The organism is Streptomyces sp. NPDC093568, assembly GCF_044764945.1.
GTDB lineage: Bacteria > Actinomycetota > Actinomycetes > Streptomycetales > Streptomycetaceae > Streptomyces.
In genome coordinates this window covers 982,934-1,000,862 of sequence record NZ_JBIWJD010000001.1, presented here as the reverse complement: position 1 = coordinate 1,000,862, position 17,929 = coordinate 982,934, and the positions used below count along the sequence as shown (strand labels likewise).

The following is a 17,929-nucleotide window of genomic DNA, read 5'->3' as shown; positions in this document are numbered from 1 at the left end:
GGAGGGACCGTGCTCTCCACGCTCGCCCGGGCGGCGACCCGCCGCCCGCTCACCGTCATCGTTCTCTGGGCGCTCTTCCTGCTGCTCGGCTTCGGGCTCGGGACAGGCGTCTTCAGCCGGCTCTCCGACAACGTGGCCGACATCCCGGGCACCGAGTCGGAGACGGCCGGCCAGTATCTCGACCGGGCCGATCCGTCCGGCGAGTCCCTCACCGGTGTCGTCGAGGGCACCGCCGTCTCCGATCCGGCCCTGCGCGCCCAGGTCGAGCGGGCCGTCACCGAGGTGCGGTCGCTCGCCGGGGTGGCCGCCGTACCGGATCCGTACGCCACCCGTGGCCTGACCGCCGAGGACGGCCGGGCGCTGATCATCCCCGTCACCCTCGAGGGCGGCCTCGACGACGCCGCCGAGGAGGCGGCCGTCGACGCGGCGGCCGAGCGGATCCGGCAGATCGACGCGCCCGAAGTGCACGTCAGTGGCGGCCCGCTGCTCGGTACGCAGATCGGTGAGCGGGCCCAGGAGGACGTCCGCAACGCGGAGTTGATCTCCCTGCCGGTGGTGCTCGCCCTGCTGCTGGTGGTGTTCGGCGGGCTGCGCGCGGCGGCGCTGCCGCTGGTGATCGCGGTCAGCGGGATCGCGGGGGCCTTCCTCGCGCTGTTCCTGTTCAGCGAGGTCACCGACATCTCGGTGTACGCGATCCAGGTGACCACGATGCTGGGGCTCGGACTCGCCGTGGACTACGCCCTGTTGATGGTGGTCCGCTTCCGGGAGGAGCGCCGCAACACGGGGGACGTGGCGGAGGCGGTGCACCGCACGGTCGCGGCGGCCGGCCGCACCGTGCTCTTCTCCGGGCTGACCGTCGCGGTCAGTCTGACCGGGCTGCTGGTGTTCCCGAGCGTGTTCCTGCGCAGCATGGGCCTGGCCGTCGCCGCCGTGGTCGTCGTCGACATGCTGGCCGCACTCACCCTGCTGCCCGCGCTGCTCGCCCGGTTCGGCGGGCGGATCCCACCCGCGAAGGTCCGGCCGGACGGCGAGGAGGGCCGTGTCTTCGCGCGCCTGGCCCGTTTCGCGGCCCGCCGCCGGGTCGCCGTCGTGGCGACCGTCGTCCCGGTCCTGCTGGTCCTCGCGCTGCCCGTCACCGGCATGACGATCAACCTCGGCGACGCCAAGCAGCTGCCCGCGAGCACCGAGGCACGGCAGTTGTACGACACCGTCGACGCGCACTTCCCGCCCGGCACCGGAGTCTCCCCGATCACCGTGGTGATGAAGCCGGGCACGGACGCCGCGACCGCCGACCGGATCCGGGCCCTGTCCCCGGCGGCCGTCTCCCGCGAACTGCCCGGCGGCGCGACGGTCGTCAGCGTCCAGCCGCCGGGCAGCGTGGACGGCGAGCGGGCCACCGACCTCGTGCAGCGGATCCGCGACGTCCGCGGCGACGAGCCCGTCGAGGTCACCGGACCGGCCGCCCGGCTGGTGGACTTCCGGGAGATGCTCGCCGAGCGGGCGCCCTGGGCCGCGGTGACGGTACTGGCCGGAATCTTCGCCCTGCTCTTCGCCTTCACGGGTTCGCTGCTGATCCCGCTGCGCACGATCCTGACCACCCTGCTCAGCCTGGGCGCCGCGCTCGGCGTGGTGGTGTGGGTCTTCCAGGACGGCCATCTGGCCGGGCTGTTCGGCGGCGAGGGCCTGGGCGCGCTGAGCCTGACCGCGCCGCCGCTGATCGTGGCCATCGCCTTCGGGCTCGCGATGGACTACGAGCTGTTCATCCTGGCCCGGATGCGCGAGGCGCGGCAGCTCACCGGGGACGACCGGGAGGCCGTCGTCACCGGACTGCGTCGCTCCGGCCGCGTCGTCACCTGTGCGGCGCTGCTCCTCGCGGTGGTCTTCGGCGCCTTCATGACGGGCGGCTTCGCACCGATCCTGCAGATCGGTCTGGGGCTCACCCTGGCGGTGCTGATCGACGCGACGGTCGTACGGATGCTGCTGGTCCCGGCGACGATGGCGCTGCTCGGCCGCCGCGCCTGGTGGGCTCCGGGGCCGCTGCGCCGGGCGCACGACCGGTTCGGGCTGCACGAGCAGGCCCCCGCGCCCGTGCCACCCGTGACGACGAAGGCCTGACGGCCTGGGGAGCGTCGCTCTAGAGGCGGACGGTCATCTTCACGGCCACCTCGTCACCGGCCCCGAGCCCCTGCGGCCTGCGCACCGCGATCTTGAGCGGCAGCAGATAGCCGCCGTCCTTGGGAAAGAGCGACGTCTCGAAGGCGACCTCCCCTATCCGGGCCTCGACGGGGATCACGCCCCATCCGTAGGTGGCCATCGTGGCCACCTCGCGGATGTCGGCGGACTCCTCGTCCGGGATCCGGACGAAGTAGTAGGGCGCGGGACCGCGCCATTCGATCACCGAGCCGGTGAAGGCGAGTTCCATCTGGTCCGGGCCCCTTCTGTCCGCCGAGTCGTCCTCAGAAAGATCTCAGACCGCCGCGCCTCGTTCCAAGGACACCGCCGACACCGCCCGCGATCCCGCCCCTTCACAGGGTGAACTCGACCGTGACGCAAGGGATTTCTCTGCTTCACCTCTTGACGACCGGAGTGCCGGGGAGCACATTGGCGGCACTTTGAGAGCGCTCTCAAACAGTCTCCGAGCGCCCTCGAGGGCACGCGCACCCCACTCCCCGCTCCGTACACCGAGAGGCAGCACCCCCATGACTGACCCCTCCGGCACCCACCGCAGACGCCGGTCCCCCAGGCGCGCGCTGGTCGCCGTCCTCGGCACGCTCGGCCTGGTGGCGGCCGCCGCCGCGGTCGCCGTCCCGTCGGCGAACGCCTCCGCGCCCGCACCCCCGTCCGGGTGGACGCAGGTCTTCCTGGACGACTTCGACGGCGCCGCCGGCTCCGGCGTGAACACCTCCAACTGGCAGTACGCGACCGGCAAGGGCTATCCCGGCGGCCCCGCCAACTGGGGCACCGGCGAGATCGAGACGATGACGAACAGCACCGACAACGTCTCGCTCGACGGCAACGGCAACCTCCGTATCACCCCGCGCCGGGACGCCTCCGGCAACTGGACGTCGGGGCGCATCGAGACCAACCGCACCGACTTCCAGCCCCCGGCGGGCGGCAAGCTCCGCGTGGAGTCACGGATCCAGGTGCCGAACGTGACCGGGGCCGCCGCCAAGGGGTACTGGCCGGCGTTCTGGATGCTGGGCGGGCCCTACCGCGGCAACTACTGGAACTGGCCCGCCGTCGGCGAGCTGGACATCATGGAAAACACGCAGGGCATGAACACGGTGTTCGCCACGATGCACTGCGGCACCTCGCCGGGCGGTCCCTGCAACGAGACCAGCGGCATCGGCGGCAACACCACCTGCTCCGGCACGACCTGCCAGGCGGGCTTCCACACCTACCGGATGGAGTGGGACCGCTCGACCAGCGTCGAGGAGATCCGCTTCTATCTCGACGGCGTCAACTACCACACCGTACGAGCCAACCAGGTCGACGCTACGACCTGGGCCAACGCCACGAACCACGGCTTCTTCGTCATCCTCAACGTGGCCATGGGCGGCGGTTTCCCCGACGCCTTCGGCGGCGGCCCGGACAGCGGAACGCAGCCCGGCCACTCCATGGTCGTCGACTATGTGCAGGTGCTGTCCAGCGGGGGCGGCACCACTCCCCCGCCGACGGGCAACCGCGACGCCTACAGCGCCATCCAGGCCGAGTCCTACGACGGCCAGGGCGGCGTGATCACCGAGTCCACCGCCGACTCGGGCGGGGGCCAGAACATCGGGGCGCTCGCGGGCGGTGACTGGGCGCTGTACCGGGGCGTCAACTTCGGCTCCACGGCCGCCACCCAGTTCGTCGGCCGGGTGGCGAGCGGTGCGGCGAGCGGCGTCAGCGGCCTGGTCGAGGTGCGCCTGGACAGCCGCGGCAACGCGCCGGTCGGCAGTTTCGCGGTGGGCAACACTGGCGGCTGGCAGTCGTGGCGGACGATCCCGGCGAACATCAGCGGGGTGACCGGCACCCACGACGTCTATCTCACCTTCACGAGCGGCCAGCCCTCGGACTTCGTGAACGTGAACTGGTTCAACTTCGGCCGCTGACAGTGGAGTTCGACCGATGCCCCGCGAGGTGAGAGCCGCGGGGCATCGGCCGCGCTCAGCGCCGGCGCCGCAGCGCGCGGACGGCCTTCGGGAGGGCGGTGCCGAGGAGGAGGGCGGCCAGGGGGAGCACGATGTCGCCCCAGGGGTCCCGGATCGGCTTGTACGTCGCCGCGCCGTCCCGGATCTCGATGTAGCCGAGGGGCCTGGCCTCCACCCCTCCCCCGCCGCCTCCGCCGTCACCGGCCCTGGCGCCCTCGACCATGCGTCCCGCGCCACCGCCGAAGCCGAAGCCGACCTTGGCGACCGGGATGACGGTGACGCCGTCGACGGTGACGGGCTCGCCGTACACGGCCGTGACGGAGGCGCGGCCGCCGAGCTTCTCGGCGAGGCGTTCCAGGAGGGCGGCCGTCGCCCCGGCCGCCGGGGCGTCCTGATCCGGCACGGACACGGAGGAAGAAGCGGCGGCGGGGTCCGCATTGTCTTGATTGCTGGGTGTCATGACGGTTTCGTAGGTGCGCGGGGATCCCCCTGTCAAGGGCCCTCGCCGCGCCACTGGCGGAGCGTCAGCTCAACTCGGCGCGGAAGGCCGCCGGGGTCATCTCCGTGTGCTGGTGGAAGAACTTGGAGAAGTTCGCGGCGTCCGGGAACCCGACCGCCGCTCCGATGCGGCCGATCGGCATGTCCGTGTGGGCCAGGAGCCGTTTCGCCTCCAGGATCACGCGCTTGTCGATGAAGCCCTTGGGGGTCTCCCCGGTGGCGGCGCGGACCGCGCGGACGAGGGTGCGCCGGGAGTAGCCGAGCCGGTCGGCGTAGGCGCTGACGCTGTGGTTGGTGGCGAAGCCCTGCTCCACCGCGTCCCGGAAGAGGGTGAACGTCGTGCCGCCCTGCCGGCGCGCGGCCTCCGCCGAGCTCGCGGCGAGATGGGCGAGGCGCAGCAGGAACGCCGTCAGCGAATGGCGCAGGACCGCGGTGTGCAGGCTCAGCGGAAGGGTCGTCGTGTCCTCGTACTCGCGCCGGAGCTGGGCGAGGGACGAGCGCAGGGCGGCGAGCTGGGTGTCGTCCGGGTGCAGCAGCGGCGGGAGGTCGTAGCGGTACAGGCCGGTGGCCTCGACCGTGGCGCGGGGCAGGAAGCCGGGCTGCATGGTCAGGACGGTGCCCCGGTAGTCGCCGGTCCCGGAGAAGCGGTGGACCTGGCCGGGGCGGATCCACAGCAGGTCGCCGGCCCCCGCCTCGTACTCGGCGAAGTCGATCATGTGCCGCACGGGGCCCTCGTCGAAGAGCATCACGACGTGGAAGTCGATGCGGTGCACCCGCTCCAGCGGCGCGTCGGCGGCGTGCCAGGTGCGGCCGGCGCCCATCGGCCCCACCTGCATCCCGACGCCGAGGACGCTCAGATCGACGGGGAACGGAAACGTCCGTATAGCGTCGCCGCCTTGAGGCTCCGCGTCCGCCATGCCCGCCATATCCGCCATGTCCATCTCGTGCCGTCTCAGCCGTGCGCGGTCCTCGCTCAGCCGTGCGCCGGATCCGCCGCCGTGTCCCACTTTCACCACAGCCTGGCACACGCCGACCTTCCCTCCAAAAAGTCAGACTTTTACTTTTGAACGCGTTGGACCAGCCACTTCGCTCCGATCGAGGACTTTTTGAAGATGAGCACGCAGACACCGGACACATTCGAATGGACCGAACTGGACCGGCGTGCCGTCGACACCGCGCGCCTGTTGGCGGCGGATGCCGTGCAGAAGGTCGGCAACGGCCACCCGGGCACCGCGATGAGTCTGGCCCCGGCCGCGTACACGATCTTTCAGAAGGTGATGCGTCACGATCCCGCCGATCCCGAGTGGACCGGACGGGATCGTTTCGTTCTGTCGCCCGGCCACACGTCGCTGACCCTCTACACCCAGCTCTTCCTGGCCGGGTACGAGCTGGAGCTCGACGACCTCAAGGCCTTCCGCACCCATGGTTCGAAGACGCCGGGTCACCCCGAGTACGGCCACACGGCGGGCGTCGAGACGACGACGGGCCCGCTGGGCCAGGGTGTCGCCAACGCCGTCGGCATGGCGATGGCCGCCCGCTACGAGCGAGGCCTGTTCGACCCGGAGGCGCCCGAGGGCGAGTCCCCGTTCGACCACACCATCTGGGCGATCGTCTCCGACGGCGACCTGGAGGAGGGCGTCTCCGCCGAGGCCTCCTCGCTCGCCGGCCACCAGAGGCTCGGCAACCTGGTCTTCCTCTACGACGACAACCACATCTCCATCGAGGGCGACACCGCGACCGCGTTCTCCGAGGACGTGCTGAAGCGGTACGAGGCGTACGGCTGGCACGTGCAGCGGATCGAGCCGGAGCTCGGCGGCGACATCGACGTGCACGCGCTGTACGCGGCGCTCAAGGCGGCGCAGGCCGAGACCGAGCGCCCCTCGATCATCGCGATGCGCACGATCATCGCCTGGCCCGCCCCGAACGCGCAGAACACCGAGGCCTCCCACGGCTCCGCGCTCGGCGCCGACGAGATCGCCGCCACGAAGCGCGTCCTCGGCTTCGACCCGGAGCGGTCCTTCGAGGTCGCGGGCGAAGTCCTCGCCCACTCCCGCCGCGCCCTCGACCGGGGCGCCGAGGCGCACGCGGCCTGGGACAAGCAGCTCGGCACCTGGCGCGCCGCCAACCCCGAGCGCGCCCGACTGTTCGACCGGATCGTCGCCGGTCAGCTGCCCGAGGGCTGGGAGGCTTCCGTCCCGGTCTTCGAGGAGGGCAAGTCGGTCGCCACCCGTGCCGCCTCCGGCAAGGTGCTCCAGTCCCTGGGCGCGATCCTCCCCGAACTGTGGGGCGGCTCCGCCGACCTCGCCGGCTCGAACAACACGACCATCGACAAGGCGAGTTCGTTCCTGCCGAAGGGCAACCCGCTGCCCGAGGCCGACCCGTACGGCCGTACCGTCCACTTCGGCATCCGTGAGTTCTCCATGGCCGCGGAGATGAACGGCATCGCCCTGCACGGCAACACCCGTATCTACGGCGGCACGTTCCTCGTGTTCTCCGACTACATGCGCAACGCGGTACGCATGTCGGCCCTGATGCAGCTGCCGGTGACGTATGTGTGGACGCACGACTCCATCGGCCTGGGCGAGGACGGCCCGACCCACCAGCCGGTCGAGCACCTGGCCGCGCTGCGAGCCATCCCGGGCCTGAACATCGTCCGCCCCGCCGACGCCAACGAGACGGCGCTCGTCTGGGCCGAGATCCTCAGGCGCCACTCCACCGACCCGGCTCCGCACGGCCTCGCGCTCACCCGCCAGGGCGTGCCGACGTACGCGCCCAACCCCGAGGCGGTGAAGGGCGGTTACGTCCTGAAGGACTCGTCCACCCAGACCCCCGACGTGGTCCTCATCGCCACCGGCTCCGAGGTGCAGCTCGCCGTCGCCGCGCGTGAGGCCCTGGAGGCCGAGGGGATCGGCACGCGGGTGGTGTCGATGCCGTCCGTGGAGTGGTTCGAGCAGCAGTCGCGCGAGTACCGCGAGAGCGTGCTGCCCCCGGCCGTGAAGGCGCGGGTCGCCGTCGAGGCCGGCATCGGGCTGACCTGGTACCGGTTCGTGGGCGACGCCGGACGCATCGTCTCGCTGGAGCACTTCGGCGCCTCCGCCGACGCGAAGACCCTGTTCGCCGAGTACGGCTTCACCCCCGAGAACGTGGCCGCCGCCGCGCGGGAATCCCTTGCCGCCGCCCGCGGTTGACCTGAACGCAGAAAGAAGATGATCACTGTGACCACCCAAGCGACCGCGTCCGCGGGCACGCTGAAGCGCCTGGCCGACGAGGGCGTCTCGATCTGGCTGGACGACCTGTCGCGCAAGCGGATCGAGTCCGGCAACCTCGCCGAGCTCATCGCCGGCAAGAACGTCGTCGGCGTCACCACCAACCCGTCCATCTTCCAGGCCGCCATCGGCTCCGGAGAGGGCTACGAGGAGCAGCTCGCCGACCTCGCGGAGCGGGGCGTCACGGTCGACGAGGCCGTGCGCATGATGACCACCGCCGACGTCCGCGCCGCCGCCGACATCCTGCGTCCCGTGTACGACGCCACCGAAGGCCGGGACGGCCGGGTCTCCATCGAGGTCGACCCGCGCCTGGCCCACGACACGACGGCCACCGTCGCCGAGGCCAAGCAGCTCGCCTGGCTCGTCGACCGCCCCAACGTGATGATCAAGATCCCGGCGACGCGGGCGGGCCTGCCTGCGATCACCGAGGTCGTCGGCCTCGGCATCAGCGTCAACGTCACGCTGATCTTCTCGCTGGAGCGCTACCGCGAGGTCGTGGACGCCTACCTGGCCGGCCTGGAGAAGGCGGCCGCGAGCGGCCTGGACCTGTCCGGCATCCACTCCGTGGCCTCCTTCTTCGTCTCCCGCGTCGACGCGGAGATCGACAAGCGGCTGACGGCGATCGGCACGGACGAGGCCCTCGCGCTCAAGGGCAGGGCGGCGCTCGCCAACGCCCGGCTCGCCTACGAGGCGTACGAGGAGAGGTTCGGCGCTGCCGACAATTCGACACGCGCGGGAGACCGCTGGACCGCCCTCGCCGGCACCCGCGCGAACAAGCAGCGCCCGCTGTGGGCGCCCACGGGGGTTAAGGACCCTGCCTACAAGGACACCCTGTACGTCGATGAACTGGTCGCGCCCGGCACCGTCAACACGATGCCGGAGCCCACGCTGAACGCCACCGCCGACCACGGCGAGATCACCGGTGACACCGTGACCGGCGGCTATGCGCAGGCCCGTGCCGACCTGGCCGCCGTGGAGGCGCTCGGGATCTCGTACGACGACGTCGTCACCCGGTTGGAGGACGAGGGCGTCGCCAAGTTCGAGGCGGCGTGGCAGGACCTGTTGGACGCCGTCAAGAAGTCGCTCGGCAGCAAGGGAGCTGACGCAGAATGACCTTCGACTGGGACAACCCGCTCCGCGACCCACGGGACCGCCGGCTCCCCCGTATCGCCGGCCCGTCCGGCCTCGTCATCTTCGGGGTCACCGGCGACCTGTCCCGCAAGAAGCTGATGCCGGCCGTGTACGACCTCGCCAACCGCGGGATGCTGCCGCCGGGTTTCTCGCTCGTCGGGTTCGCCCGCCGGGACTGGGAGGACGAGGACTTCGCGCAGATCGTGCACGACTCGGTGCGCGAGCACGCCCGGACCGAGTTCCGCGAGGAGGTCTGGCAGCAGCTCTCCGAAGGCATGCGGTTCATCCCGGGTGACTTCGACGACGACTCGGCGTTCGACCAGCTGCGCCGGACCGTCGAGGAGCTGGACAAGGCGCGCGGGACCAGCGGCAATTACGCCTTCTACCTCTCCGTACCGCCGAAGTTCTTCCCGAAGGTCGTGCAGCAGCTGAAGAAGCACGGCCTGGCGGACGCCCCCGAGGGGTCCTGGCGGCGGGCGGTCATCGAGAAGCCGTTCGGCCGGGACCTGGCGAGCGCGCGGGAGCTGAACGCGATCGTGCACGATGTGTTCGACCCGGAGCAGGTCTTCCGGATCGACCACTACCTGGGCAAGGAGACCGTCCAGAACATTCTGGCGCTGCGGTTCGCGAACCAGATGTTCGAGCCGATCTGGAACCGGTCGTACGTCGACCACGTACAGATCACGATGGCCGAGGACATCGGCATCGGCGGCCGTGCGGGCTACTACGACGGCATCGGCTCGGCCCGTGACGTCATCCAGAACCATCTGCTCCAGCTGATGGCGCTGACCGCCATGGAGGAGCCGGCCGCCTTCGACGCCGGTTCGCTGCTCACCGAGAAGCTGAAGGTGCTCAGGGCGGTGAAGCTGCCGGAGGACCTCGGCAACCACACCGTGCGCGGGCAGTACGCGGCCGCCTGGCAGGGCGGCGAGAAGGTCCTCGGCTACCTCGACGAGGACGGCATCGACCCCGGGTCGAAGACCGACACGTACGCGGCCGTCCGGCTGAACGTGGACAACCGGCGCTGGGCGGGCGTCCCCTTCTACCTCCGCACCGGCAAGCGGCTGGGCCGCCGGGTCACCGAGATCGCGGTCGTCTTCCAGCGGGCACCGCACTCCCCCTTCGACTCCACCGCCACCGAGGAGCTCGGCCAGAACGCCATCGTCATCCGCGTCCAGCCGGACGAGGGCATGACGGTCCGGTTCGGTTCCAAGGTCCCGGGCACGTCGATGGAGATCCGGGACGTGACGATGGACTTCGCCTACGGCGAGTCGTTCACGGAGTCCAGTCCGGAGGCGTACGAGCGGCTCATCCTGGATGTCCTCCTTGGGGACGCCAATTTGTTCCCCCGTCACCAGGAAGTGGAAGAGTCCTGGAAGATCCTCGACCCGATCGAGGAGTACTGGGACACGCACGGCAGGCCGGCGCGGTACGCGTCCGGGAGCTGGGGACCCGAGGAAGCCGACGAGATGCTCGCACGAGACGGACGGAGCTGGCGCAGGCCATGAAGATCGACCTGAGCGACACCACGGCAAGCAAGATCAACAAGGCGCTGGTGCAGGGCCGCCGCGCGATCGGCACGCCGGCCGTGGGCATGGTCCTGACGATGGTCATCGTCACGGACGAGGAGAACGCCTACGACTCGATCAAGGCGGCCGAGGAGGCCTCGCACGAGCACCCCGCGCGCACCCTGGTCGTGATCAGGCGGCACGCCCGCACCCCGCGCGACCGCACCCGCTCCCACCTCGACGCCGAGGTCCGGGTGGGCGCCGACGCGGGCACCGGCGAGACGGTGATCCTGCGGCTGTACGGCGAGGTGTCCGAGCACGCCGACTCGGTGGTGCTGCCGCTGCTGCTGCCGGACGCGCCGGTCGTCGTGTGGTGGCCGGTGGACGCGCCGGAGAACCCCTCCAAGGACCCGCTGGGCGCACTCGCGCAGCGCCGGATCACCGATCTGTACACCTCCGAGAACCCGATGGCGGAACTGGAGCTGCGAGCCCGCTCCTACGCGCCCGGCGACACCGACCTCGCCTGGACCCGGCTCACGCCCTGGCGCTCCATGCTCGCCGCGGCCCTGGACCAGGCCCGGGTGCCGATCGTCTCGGCGGCCGTGGAGGCCGAGGCCGACAACCCGGCCGCCGAGCTGCTGGCCCGCTGGCTGGAGGCCCGCCTCCACGTCACCGTCGACCGGGTCGTCACCGCCGGCCCGCTCGTCACGGGCGTACGCCTGGGCACCGAGAACGGCGAGATCGTCATCGACCGTCCCGAGGGCCCGCTGGCCACGCTGTCCCTGCCGGGCCAGCCGCCCCGCACCCTCGCACTGAAGGTCCGCACCACCTCCGAACTCATCGCCGAGGAGCTCAGGCGCCTCGACGCGGACGAGATGTACGCCATCGCCCTGCGGGGCGAGGCGACCAAGGAGACGCCCTCTCATGTCTGAGACCCCCAGGCTCACCCGGCGGCCCGAGTGGACGGCCCTGGAGGACCACCACGCCGACGTGCTCCGGCGTCCGCGGCTGCGGGACCTGTTCGCGGACGACCCCTCCCGCGCGCAGCGGTACGTCGTACGCGTCGGCGATCTGCGCATCGACTACTCCAAGCACCTCGTCAACGACGAGACCCTCGCCCTGCTGCGCGAACTGGCCGCCGCCACCGACGTGTTCGGTCTGCGGGACGCCATGTTCCGCGGCGAGAAGATCAACGTCACCGAGGACCGGGCGGTGCTGCACACCGCGCTGCGGGCGCCGCGGGACGCGGTGATCGAGGTGGACGGCGAGAACGTCGTGCCCAAGGTGCACGCGGTGCTCGACAAGATGGCCGCCTTCGCGGACCGCGTCCGCGCCGGTGAGTGGACCGGCCACACCGGCCGCCGTATCCGCAACGTCGTCAACATCGGCATCGGCGGCTCCGACCTCGGTCCGGCGATGGCGTACGAGGCCCTGCGCCCGTTCACGGCGCGGGAGTTGACGTTCCGGTTCGTCTCCAACGTCGACGGCGCCGACCTGCACGAGGCGGTCCGTGACCTGGATCCGGCGGAGACACTGTTCATCGTCGCGTCCAAGACGTTCACCACGATCGAGACGATCACCAACGCCACGTCCGCCCGCTCCTGGCTGCTGGCCGGGCTCGGGAGCGACGAGAAGGCGGTCGCGAAGCACTTCGTGGCGCTGTCGACCAACTCCGGCAAGGTCACGGAGTTCGGCATCGACCCGGACAACATGTTCGAGTTCTGGGACTGGGTCGGCGGGCGGTACTCCTTCGACTCGGCGATCGGCCTGTCCCTGATGATCGCCATCGGCCCGGAGCGCTTCCGGGAGATGCTCGACGGCTTCCACGTCGTCGACGAGCACTTCAGGACCGCGCCCGCCGAGGCCAACGCCCCGCTGACGCTGGGTCTGCTGGGCATCTGGTACGGCAACCTCTTCGGCGCCGAGTCCCACGCGGTGCTGCCGTACTCGCACTACCTGTCGAAGTTCACCGCGTATCTGCAGCAGCTGGACATGGAGTCCAACGGCAAGTCGGTGGACCGCGACGGCCACACCGTGGGCTGGGAGACCGGACCGGTGGTCTGGGGCACGCCCGGCACCAACGGACAGCACGCCTACTACCAGCTGATCCACCAGGGCACCCGGCTGATCCCGGCCGACCTGATCGGCTTCGCCCGTCCGGTCGCCGAGCTGCGCGACGAACTCAAGGCGCAGCACGACCTGTTGATGGCGAACCTGTTCGCCCAGGGCCAGGCGCTCGCCTTCGGCAAGACGGCGGACGAGGTGCGCGCCGAGGGCGTGCCCGAGGAGCAGGTCGCGCACCGCACCTTCCACGGCAACCACCCCACCACGACGATCCTCGCCCCCGAGCTGACCCCGTCGGTCCTCGGCCAGCTGGTCGCCCTCTACGAGCACAAGGTGTTCGTGCAGGGCGCGATCTGGAACATCGACTCCTTCGACCAGTGGGGCGTGGAGCTCGGCAAGGTCCTCGCCAAGCGGGTCGAGCCCGCGCTGACCGAGGGCGCGGACGTCCCCGGTCTCGATGCCTCCACCGCCGCCCTCGTGGCCGCCTACCGTGAACTCAAGGAAGTGAACTGACATGCAGCTCGGTTTGATCGGTCTCGGCAAGATGGGCGGCAACATGCGCGAGCGGATCCGCCGCGCCGGCCACACCGTCGTCGGCTACGACCGCAACCCCGACGTCTCCGACGTCAAGAGCCTCGAAGAGCTGGTCCAGCGGCTCGACGCGCCGCGCACGGTGTGGGTGATGGTCCCGGCCGGCACCGCCACCCAGGGCGTCGTCGACGAGCTCAAGGACCTGCTGGAGCCGGGGGACACGGTCGTCGACGGCGGCAACTCCCGCTGGACGGACGACGAGAAGCACGCCGCCGAACTCGGCATCAAGGGCATCGGCTTCGTCGACGCGGGCGTCTCCGGCGGCGTGTGGGGCCTGGAGAACGGCTACGCGCTGATGGTCGGCGGCGACAAGGAGCACGTGGAGCGCCTGGAGCCGATCTTCGAGGCGCTCAAGCCGGAGGGTCCGTACGGCTATGTCCACGCCGGCCGGGTCGGTGCCGGGCACTTCTCCAAGATGGTCCACAACGGCATCGAGTACGCCATGATGCAGGCCTACGCCGAGGGCTGGGAGCTGCTGGAGAAGGTCAACTCGGTGGACAACGTCCGCGAGGTGTTCCGTTCCTGGCAGGAGGGCACGGTCATCCGGTCCTGGCTGCTGGACCTCGCGGTGAACGCCCTCGACGAGGACGAGCACCTGCAGAAGCTGAAGGGCTTCGCGCAGGACTCCGGCGAGGGCCGGTGGACCGTCGAGGCGGCCATCGACCACGCGGTGCCGCTGCCCGCGATCACCGCCTCGCTGTTCGCCCGGTTCGCCTCCCGCCAGGACGACTCCCCGCAGATGAAGATGATCGCGGCGCTGCGCAACCAGTTCGGCGGCCACGCCGTCGAGTCGAAGGAGTAGCCGGCCGTGGGGGATCTCCTTCTGGTCCTCCCCCACTGCCTTGAGGGCGTGGGAGGTGCCCCCACCGGTGAGACGGAGTGGAGCAGGTCGGGACAGCACACGAGCTTCACCGACCTGCCCCTCACCCAGGAGGGCGAGGAGCAGGCCAAGTCCCTCGCCCCGCTCCTGTCCGGCCGGACCTTCGCCCTGGCGCTCACCAGCCCGCTGAGCCGCGCGGTCCGCACCGCCGAACTGGCCGGTGTGGCCGGGGCCGTACCCGACCCCGAGCTCCACTGGGGGTCCCCCCTGCTCGAAGAGCTTGGGGGAGGGATTACGGCGGCTACGAGGGCGTCACCACCGTCGACATCCACCGCACCCGCCCCGACTGGTACCTGTGGACCGACGGCGTGGCACCCGGCCCGGCCGACCACCCCGGGGAGTCACCGGCCGAGGTCGGGGCGCGTGCCGACCGGGTGCTGTCCCGCGTCGAGCCGGCGCTCGCCGACGGCGATGTCGTCCTGGTCGCCCACGGCCACTTCCTGCGCGTCGTCACGGCCCGCCGGCTGGGGCTGGCCCCGGCGGACGGCCGGCTGTTCCAGCTGGCGACGGGGACGGTGAGCCGGTTGTCCACGGAGCACGGGCGAGCGGTGATCGCCGAATGGAACGTACGGGCACAGCCGGTTGACACTGCGTGAGCGGGCCCGCCAGAGTCGGGGCCGATGGAGATCAACGATCTGACACCGGCCGAACAGCGAGTCTGGAGGGCCTTCGCCACGGGCGCGGAGGTGAACTTCCGTGAGGGAAGCGAGCCGGAAGGGGCGCCCGAACGCACCCTGCGGGCCGCCGTGTTGCGCACCCTGCTGCTCGACGGCCCGCGTGAATCAGGGGAGATCGCTGCGCTCAAGGTTCGCGGGGCGCTGGTCACCGGTCAGCTGGATCTGCGGTACGCGACCGTCGACAGCGTCCTTCATCTCACGCACTGCCGCTTCGAGAACGTCCCGGACTTCGTCGGCGCCCAGCTGCGCTATGTCAGCCTGCGGGACTCGGAGATGCCCGGCCTGTCGGTGACCCGTGCCCGGATCGACGGCAGCCTGCGGCTGACGCGCTGCCGGTTCGACGGGGCCGTGCGGATCGACGGCGCGCAGATCGCGGGCGCCCTCTTCATCGACCACGCGGAGATCACCGTCGCCGACGCCGCGCAGCCCGCCCTTCAGCTCAACCAGGTGTCCGTCGACGACGACCTGTGCGCCCATCACCTGCGTGCGCGGGGGCGGATCCGGCTGGACGGCGCCACCGTGGCGGGCTCGCTCGACCTGGAGGACGCCGAGCTGAGCAACCCCGACGGCAATGTCATCGACGCGGAAGCCCTCGAAGTGGGCGCCAACGTGCTCTGGCGACGGCTGAGCGCCCGCGGCCGCATCGACATGCGCGGCGCCCGCATACCCGGTCGGCTCGACCTGCTGTACAGCCGGCTCTCCCACCCCGGCGGCACCGCGATGCGGGCGAGCAGCTGTGTCATCGGCGAGCTGTGGCTGCGCCGGGGCCCGCGCATCGAGGGCATGCTCAATCTGCGCCGTTCGCAGATCGAACACCTCAACCTGGACCCGGAGATGCTCCCGGACCAGGTCCGCCTCCTCGATCTCAGCTACACCTCGCTGACCCCGCATGTGCCGCCGGAGCGGCGGCTGCCCATGCTGGAGCGGGACGAGGACACCTTCGACCCGCACGGGTACGAGCAGTTGACCGCCGCCTACCGCCGGACCGGCGACGACCCCGCCGCCCGTCGCGTCCAGCTCGCCAAGCAGCGCCACCACCGCACGACCCTGCCCTGGTACGGCCGGCTGTGGGGCCATGTCCAGGACGCGACCGTCGGCTACGGCTTCCGGCCGATGCGGGCGCTCGGCTGGCTGCTGTCGCTGCTCGCGGCCGGGTCGGTCGCGTTCGCGCTGCACACCCCGCCGGCGCTGAAGGCGGACGAGGCACCGCAGTTCAACCCGGTCTTCTACACCCTCGACCTGCTGTTGCCGGTGATCTCCTTCGGACAGGAGCCGGCCTTCGCCCCGACCGGCGGGCAGCAGGCCCTGGCGTACTCCCTCGTCCTGATCGGCTGGATCCTGGCCACCACGGTCGTCGCCGGTGTGACCCGCACCGTCAGCCGCCAGTGACCGCCCGCGCGGTGTGCTGCGCGGCCAGCCGCACGGGCGCGTTCGGGGCGCCGTAGCCCCGGTAGCCGTCCCGCTGCACCAGCTCGAAGAAGACCCGGCCGACGGTCATGGTGTAGCAGTGCCGGAACTCGCCGTGCGCGTCGCGGTCGTAGAGGATGCCGAGTTCGCGGTACGTCTCCAGCTCGCCGTCCGCGAACTCGTGCCGTGCGGCCAGGTCGTCGTAGTAGTTGGCGGGGATGGGCAGCAGGCGTCCGCCCGCCTCCCGGAACCGGCGGGCGGCGGCGACCACGTCGTCCGTGGCCAGCGCGATGTGCTGGGCGTGCGCGGTGTCGTCGGTGGGCGCCGCGCCGACGCTCAGGGCGATCCGGACGCTGCCGTCGGCGTTGGTGACGGCGCGGCTGCGCATCAGGCCGTAGGGGTCGGCGACGTCGACGCTCTCCTGGGCGTGCAGGCCGAGGACGCTGCGGTGGAAGAGGGTGGCCTCGTCGTAGTGGTGCCAGGGCTGGGGGAGGGCGAGGTGGTCGATGCGGTGCGGGCCCGCGGTCGTCTCCTCGTGTGCGAGGTCCGCGAAGTCGGCGCGCCAGTTGGGCAGTTCGGGGCGGTCCGTCGCGCAGAAGAACAGTTCCGTGCCGTCGGGTGCGGCGACCGCGTCGAGCGGGGCGTCCGCGACGGCGCGGCGGCGGGGCAGGACCGGGGCCAGCAGGGCCTCGGCGCGGCGGGCGGCGGCCGTCGGGTCCGGTGACTCCAGGCCGATCGCGGCTAGAGCGGTGCCGTTTCGGCGGGCGGTGCCCGAGGTGTTGACCAGGAGGCGGGCCTCGCCCTGCTGCCAGAGGTCGACCGGCTTGCTGCGATGGCGCGCGGTGCGGGTGAAGCCCAGGGCGCCGAGTACGGCGGAAACCGGTTCGGCGTCGGGTGTCACCAGTTCGGCGAAGGCGACGCCGGTGGGGACGACGGGCGGGGGCGGGGTGGTGACGCCGACCGTCTCCTGCAGGACGAGCAGGGAGCGGTGGGCGTCCACGGCCGTCGGGCCGGCGTCGGCCTGGCGGAAGACGTCGTTGAAGACCTCCAGGGAGAGCGGGCCGTCGTATCCGGTGTGCAGGACGTGCCGGACGAGTCCGGCGACGTCGAAGCCGCCCTGGCCGGGGAAGCAGCGGTAGTGGCGGCTCCACTGCAGGACGTCCATCGCGAGCAGCGGGGCGTCGGCGAGCTGGAGGAAGAAGATCTTCTCGCCCGGGATGTCGTCGATGCCCTTGGGGTCGGAGCCCCGGGAGAGGATGTGGAAGCTGTCCAGGCAGGTGCCGAGCGCCGGGTGGTCGGCGGCCTCGACGATGCGCCAGGCGTGGGTGTACGTGTTGACGTGCCGTCCCCAGGTGAGCGCCTCGTAGGCCACCTTGATGCCGAACTCCTGGGCCAGGTCGGCCAGTTGGCGCAGGTGGTACGCGGCGAGCGCGTCGTCGTCCGCGGCGAGCGGATGGACGCTGGAGCAGACGAGGACGGTGTCCGCGCCGAGCCTGTGCATCAGCTCGAACTTGTGCCGGGCGCGGCGCAGATTGCGGGCGAACTCGACGGCGGGTACCGCCTCGATGTCCCGCATCGGCTGGTAGAGGTCAATGCTCAGCCCCAGGTCCGCGCAGCGCGCACGGATCTCCTCCGGGGTCAGCGGGCTGGCCAGCAGGTCGTTCTCGAAGATCTCCACGCCGTCGAAGCCGGCCCGTGAGGCGGCCGTGAGCTTCTCGGTGAGGGATCCGCTCAGGGAGACGGTGGCGATGGACGTGCGCATGCCGGTACCTCT

13 protein-coding genes and 1 pseudogene are annotated in these 17,929 nt (G+C 71.2%); 10 read left to right on the top strand and 4 right to left on the bottom strand.

Going from position 1 to position 17,929, the window contains the following annotated elements; genetic code table 11:
* Window positions 1-9 precede the first annotated feature (9 nt).
* Window positions 10-2,115, top strand: coding sequence for an MMPL family transporter (locus tag ACIRD7_RS04265; protein WP_403449496.1), 2,106 nt, complete (start codon window positions 10-12; stop codon window positions 2,113-2,115).
* A gap of 19 nt (window positions 2,116-2,134) precedes the next feature.
* On the opposite strand, the gene ACIRD7_RS04260 is transcribed toward ACIRD7_RS04265, so the two are convergent.
* On the bottom strand, window positions 2,135-2,422 hold the full coding sequence (locus ACIRD7_RS04260) for a DUF1905 domain-containing protein (protein ID WP_403449493.1): 288 nt from the start codon (window positions 2,420-2,422) through the stop codon (window positions 2,135-2,137).
* A gap of 277 nt (window positions 2,423-2,699) precedes the next feature.
* Between ACIRD7_RS04260 and ACIRD7_RS04255 the strand changes: the two genes are divergently transcribed.
* The gene (locus ACIRD7_RS04255) at window positions 2,700-4,094 is read left to right on the top strand and encodes a glycoside hydrolase family 16 protein (RefSeq protein ID WP_403449491.1); all 1,395 of its coding nucleotides are present in this window, start codon (window positions 2,700-2,702) and stop codon (window positions 4,092-4,094) included.
* A 55-nt stretch (window positions 4,095-4,149) separates the two neighbouring features.
* Here ACIRD7_RS04255 and ACIRD7_RS04250 read toward each other — a convergent pair whose 3' ends face one another.
* Together ACIRD7_RS04250 and ACIRD7_RS04245 are read right to left on the bottom strand one after the other, a co-directional pair.
* Window positions 4,150-4,593: a spore germination protein GerW family protein gene (locus ACIRD7_RS04250; protein WP_403449488.1), complete on the bottom strand. Its 444-nt coding sequence runs from the start codon at window positions 4,591-4,593 to the stop codon at window positions 4,150-4,152.
* Between the two features lie 64 nt (window positions 4,594-4,657).
* A complete protein-coding gene (locus ACIRD7_RS04245; protein WP_403451647.1) occupies window positions 4,658-5,548 on the bottom strand; it encodes an AraC family transcriptional regulator in 891 nt (296 codons plus the stop codon).
* A 195-nt stretch (window positions 5,549-5,743) separates the two neighbouring features.
* Between ACIRD7_RS04245 and tkt the strand changes: the two genes are divergently transcribed.
* The 8 genes and pseudogenes from tkt to ACIRD7_RS04205 all read left to right on the top strand — a co-directional run bounded on the left by tkt (window position 5,744) and on the right by ACIRD7_RS04205 (window position 16,137).
* Window positions 5,744-7,819, top strand: a complete 2,076-nt coding sequence (gene tkt, locus ACIRD7_RS04240; RefSeq protein ID WP_403449485.1) for a transketolase — start codon at window positions 5,744-5,746, stop codon at window positions 7,817-7,819.
* An 18-nt stretch (window positions 7,820-7,837) separates the two neighbouring features.
* Window positions 7,838-9,010 (top strand): transaldolase, encoded by a 1,173-nt coding sequence (tal, locus tag ACIRD7_RS04235; RefSeq protein WP_403449482.1) that lies wholly within the window; start codon window positions 7,838-7,840, stop codon window positions 9,008-9,010.
* Window positions 9,007-10,536, top strand: coding sequence for a glucose-6-phosphate dehydrogenase (gene zwf / locus ACIRD7_RS04230; RefSeq protein WP_403449480.1), 1,530 nt, complete (start codon window positions 9,007-9,009; stop codon window positions 10,534-10,536). The genes tal and zwf overlap by 4 nt, the downstream gene beginning before the upstream one ends.
* Window positions 10,533-11,468 (top strand): glucose-6-phosphate dehydrogenase assembly protein OpcA, encoded by a 936-nt coding sequence (gene opcA / locus ACIRD7_RS04225; RefSeq protein ID WP_403449477.1) that lies wholly within the window; start codon window positions 10,533-10,535, stop codon window positions 11,466-11,468. The genes zwf and opcA overlap by 4 nt, the downstream gene beginning before the upstream one ends.
* The gene (pgi, locus tag ACIRD7_RS04220; RefSeq protein ID WP_403449475.1) at window positions 11,461-13,113 is read left to right on the top strand and encodes a glucose-6-phosphate isomerase; all 1,653 of its coding nucleotides are present in this window, start codon (window positions 11,461-11,463) and stop codon (window positions 13,111-13,113) included. The genes opcA and pgi overlap by 8 nt, the downstream gene beginning before the upstream one ends.
* A 1-nt stretch (window position 13,114) precedes the next feature.
* Window positions 13,115-13,993 (top strand): phosphogluconate dehydrogenase (NAD(+)-dependent, decarboxylating), encoded by an 879-nt coding sequence (gnd, locus tag ACIRD7_RS04215; RefSeq protein WP_403449472.1) that lies wholly within the window; start codon window positions 13,115-13,117, stop codon window positions 13,991-13,993.
* A gap of 6 nt (window positions 13,994-13,999) precedes the next feature.
* Window positions 14,000-14,667 (top strand): annotated as a pseudogene (locus ACIRD7_RS04210) (histidine phosphatase family protein).
* 24 nt (window positions 14,668-14,691) lie between these two features.
* Window positions 14,692-16,137 carry a membrane-associated oxidoreductase gene (locus ACIRD7_RS04205; protein WP_403449470.1) on the top strand — a complete coding sequence of 482 codons (1,446 nt, stop codon included), beginning with the start codon at window positions 14,692-14,694 and terminating at the stop codon, window positions 16,135-16,137.
* On the opposite strand, the gene ACIRD7_RS04200 is transcribed toward ACIRD7_RS04205, so the two are convergent.
* Window positions 16,124-17,917, bottom strand: coding sequence for a bifunctional sugar phosphate isomerase/epimerase/4-hydroxyphenylpyruvate dioxygenase family protein (locus ACIRD7_RS04200; RefSeq protein WP_403449468.1), 1,794 nt, complete (start codon window positions 17,915-17,917; stop codon window positions 16,124-16,126). The two genes, ACIRD7_RS04205 and ACIRD7_RS04200, sit on opposite strands and share 14 nt — an antisense overlap.
* Between the last annotated feature and the right edge of the window lie 12 nt (window positions 17,918-17,929).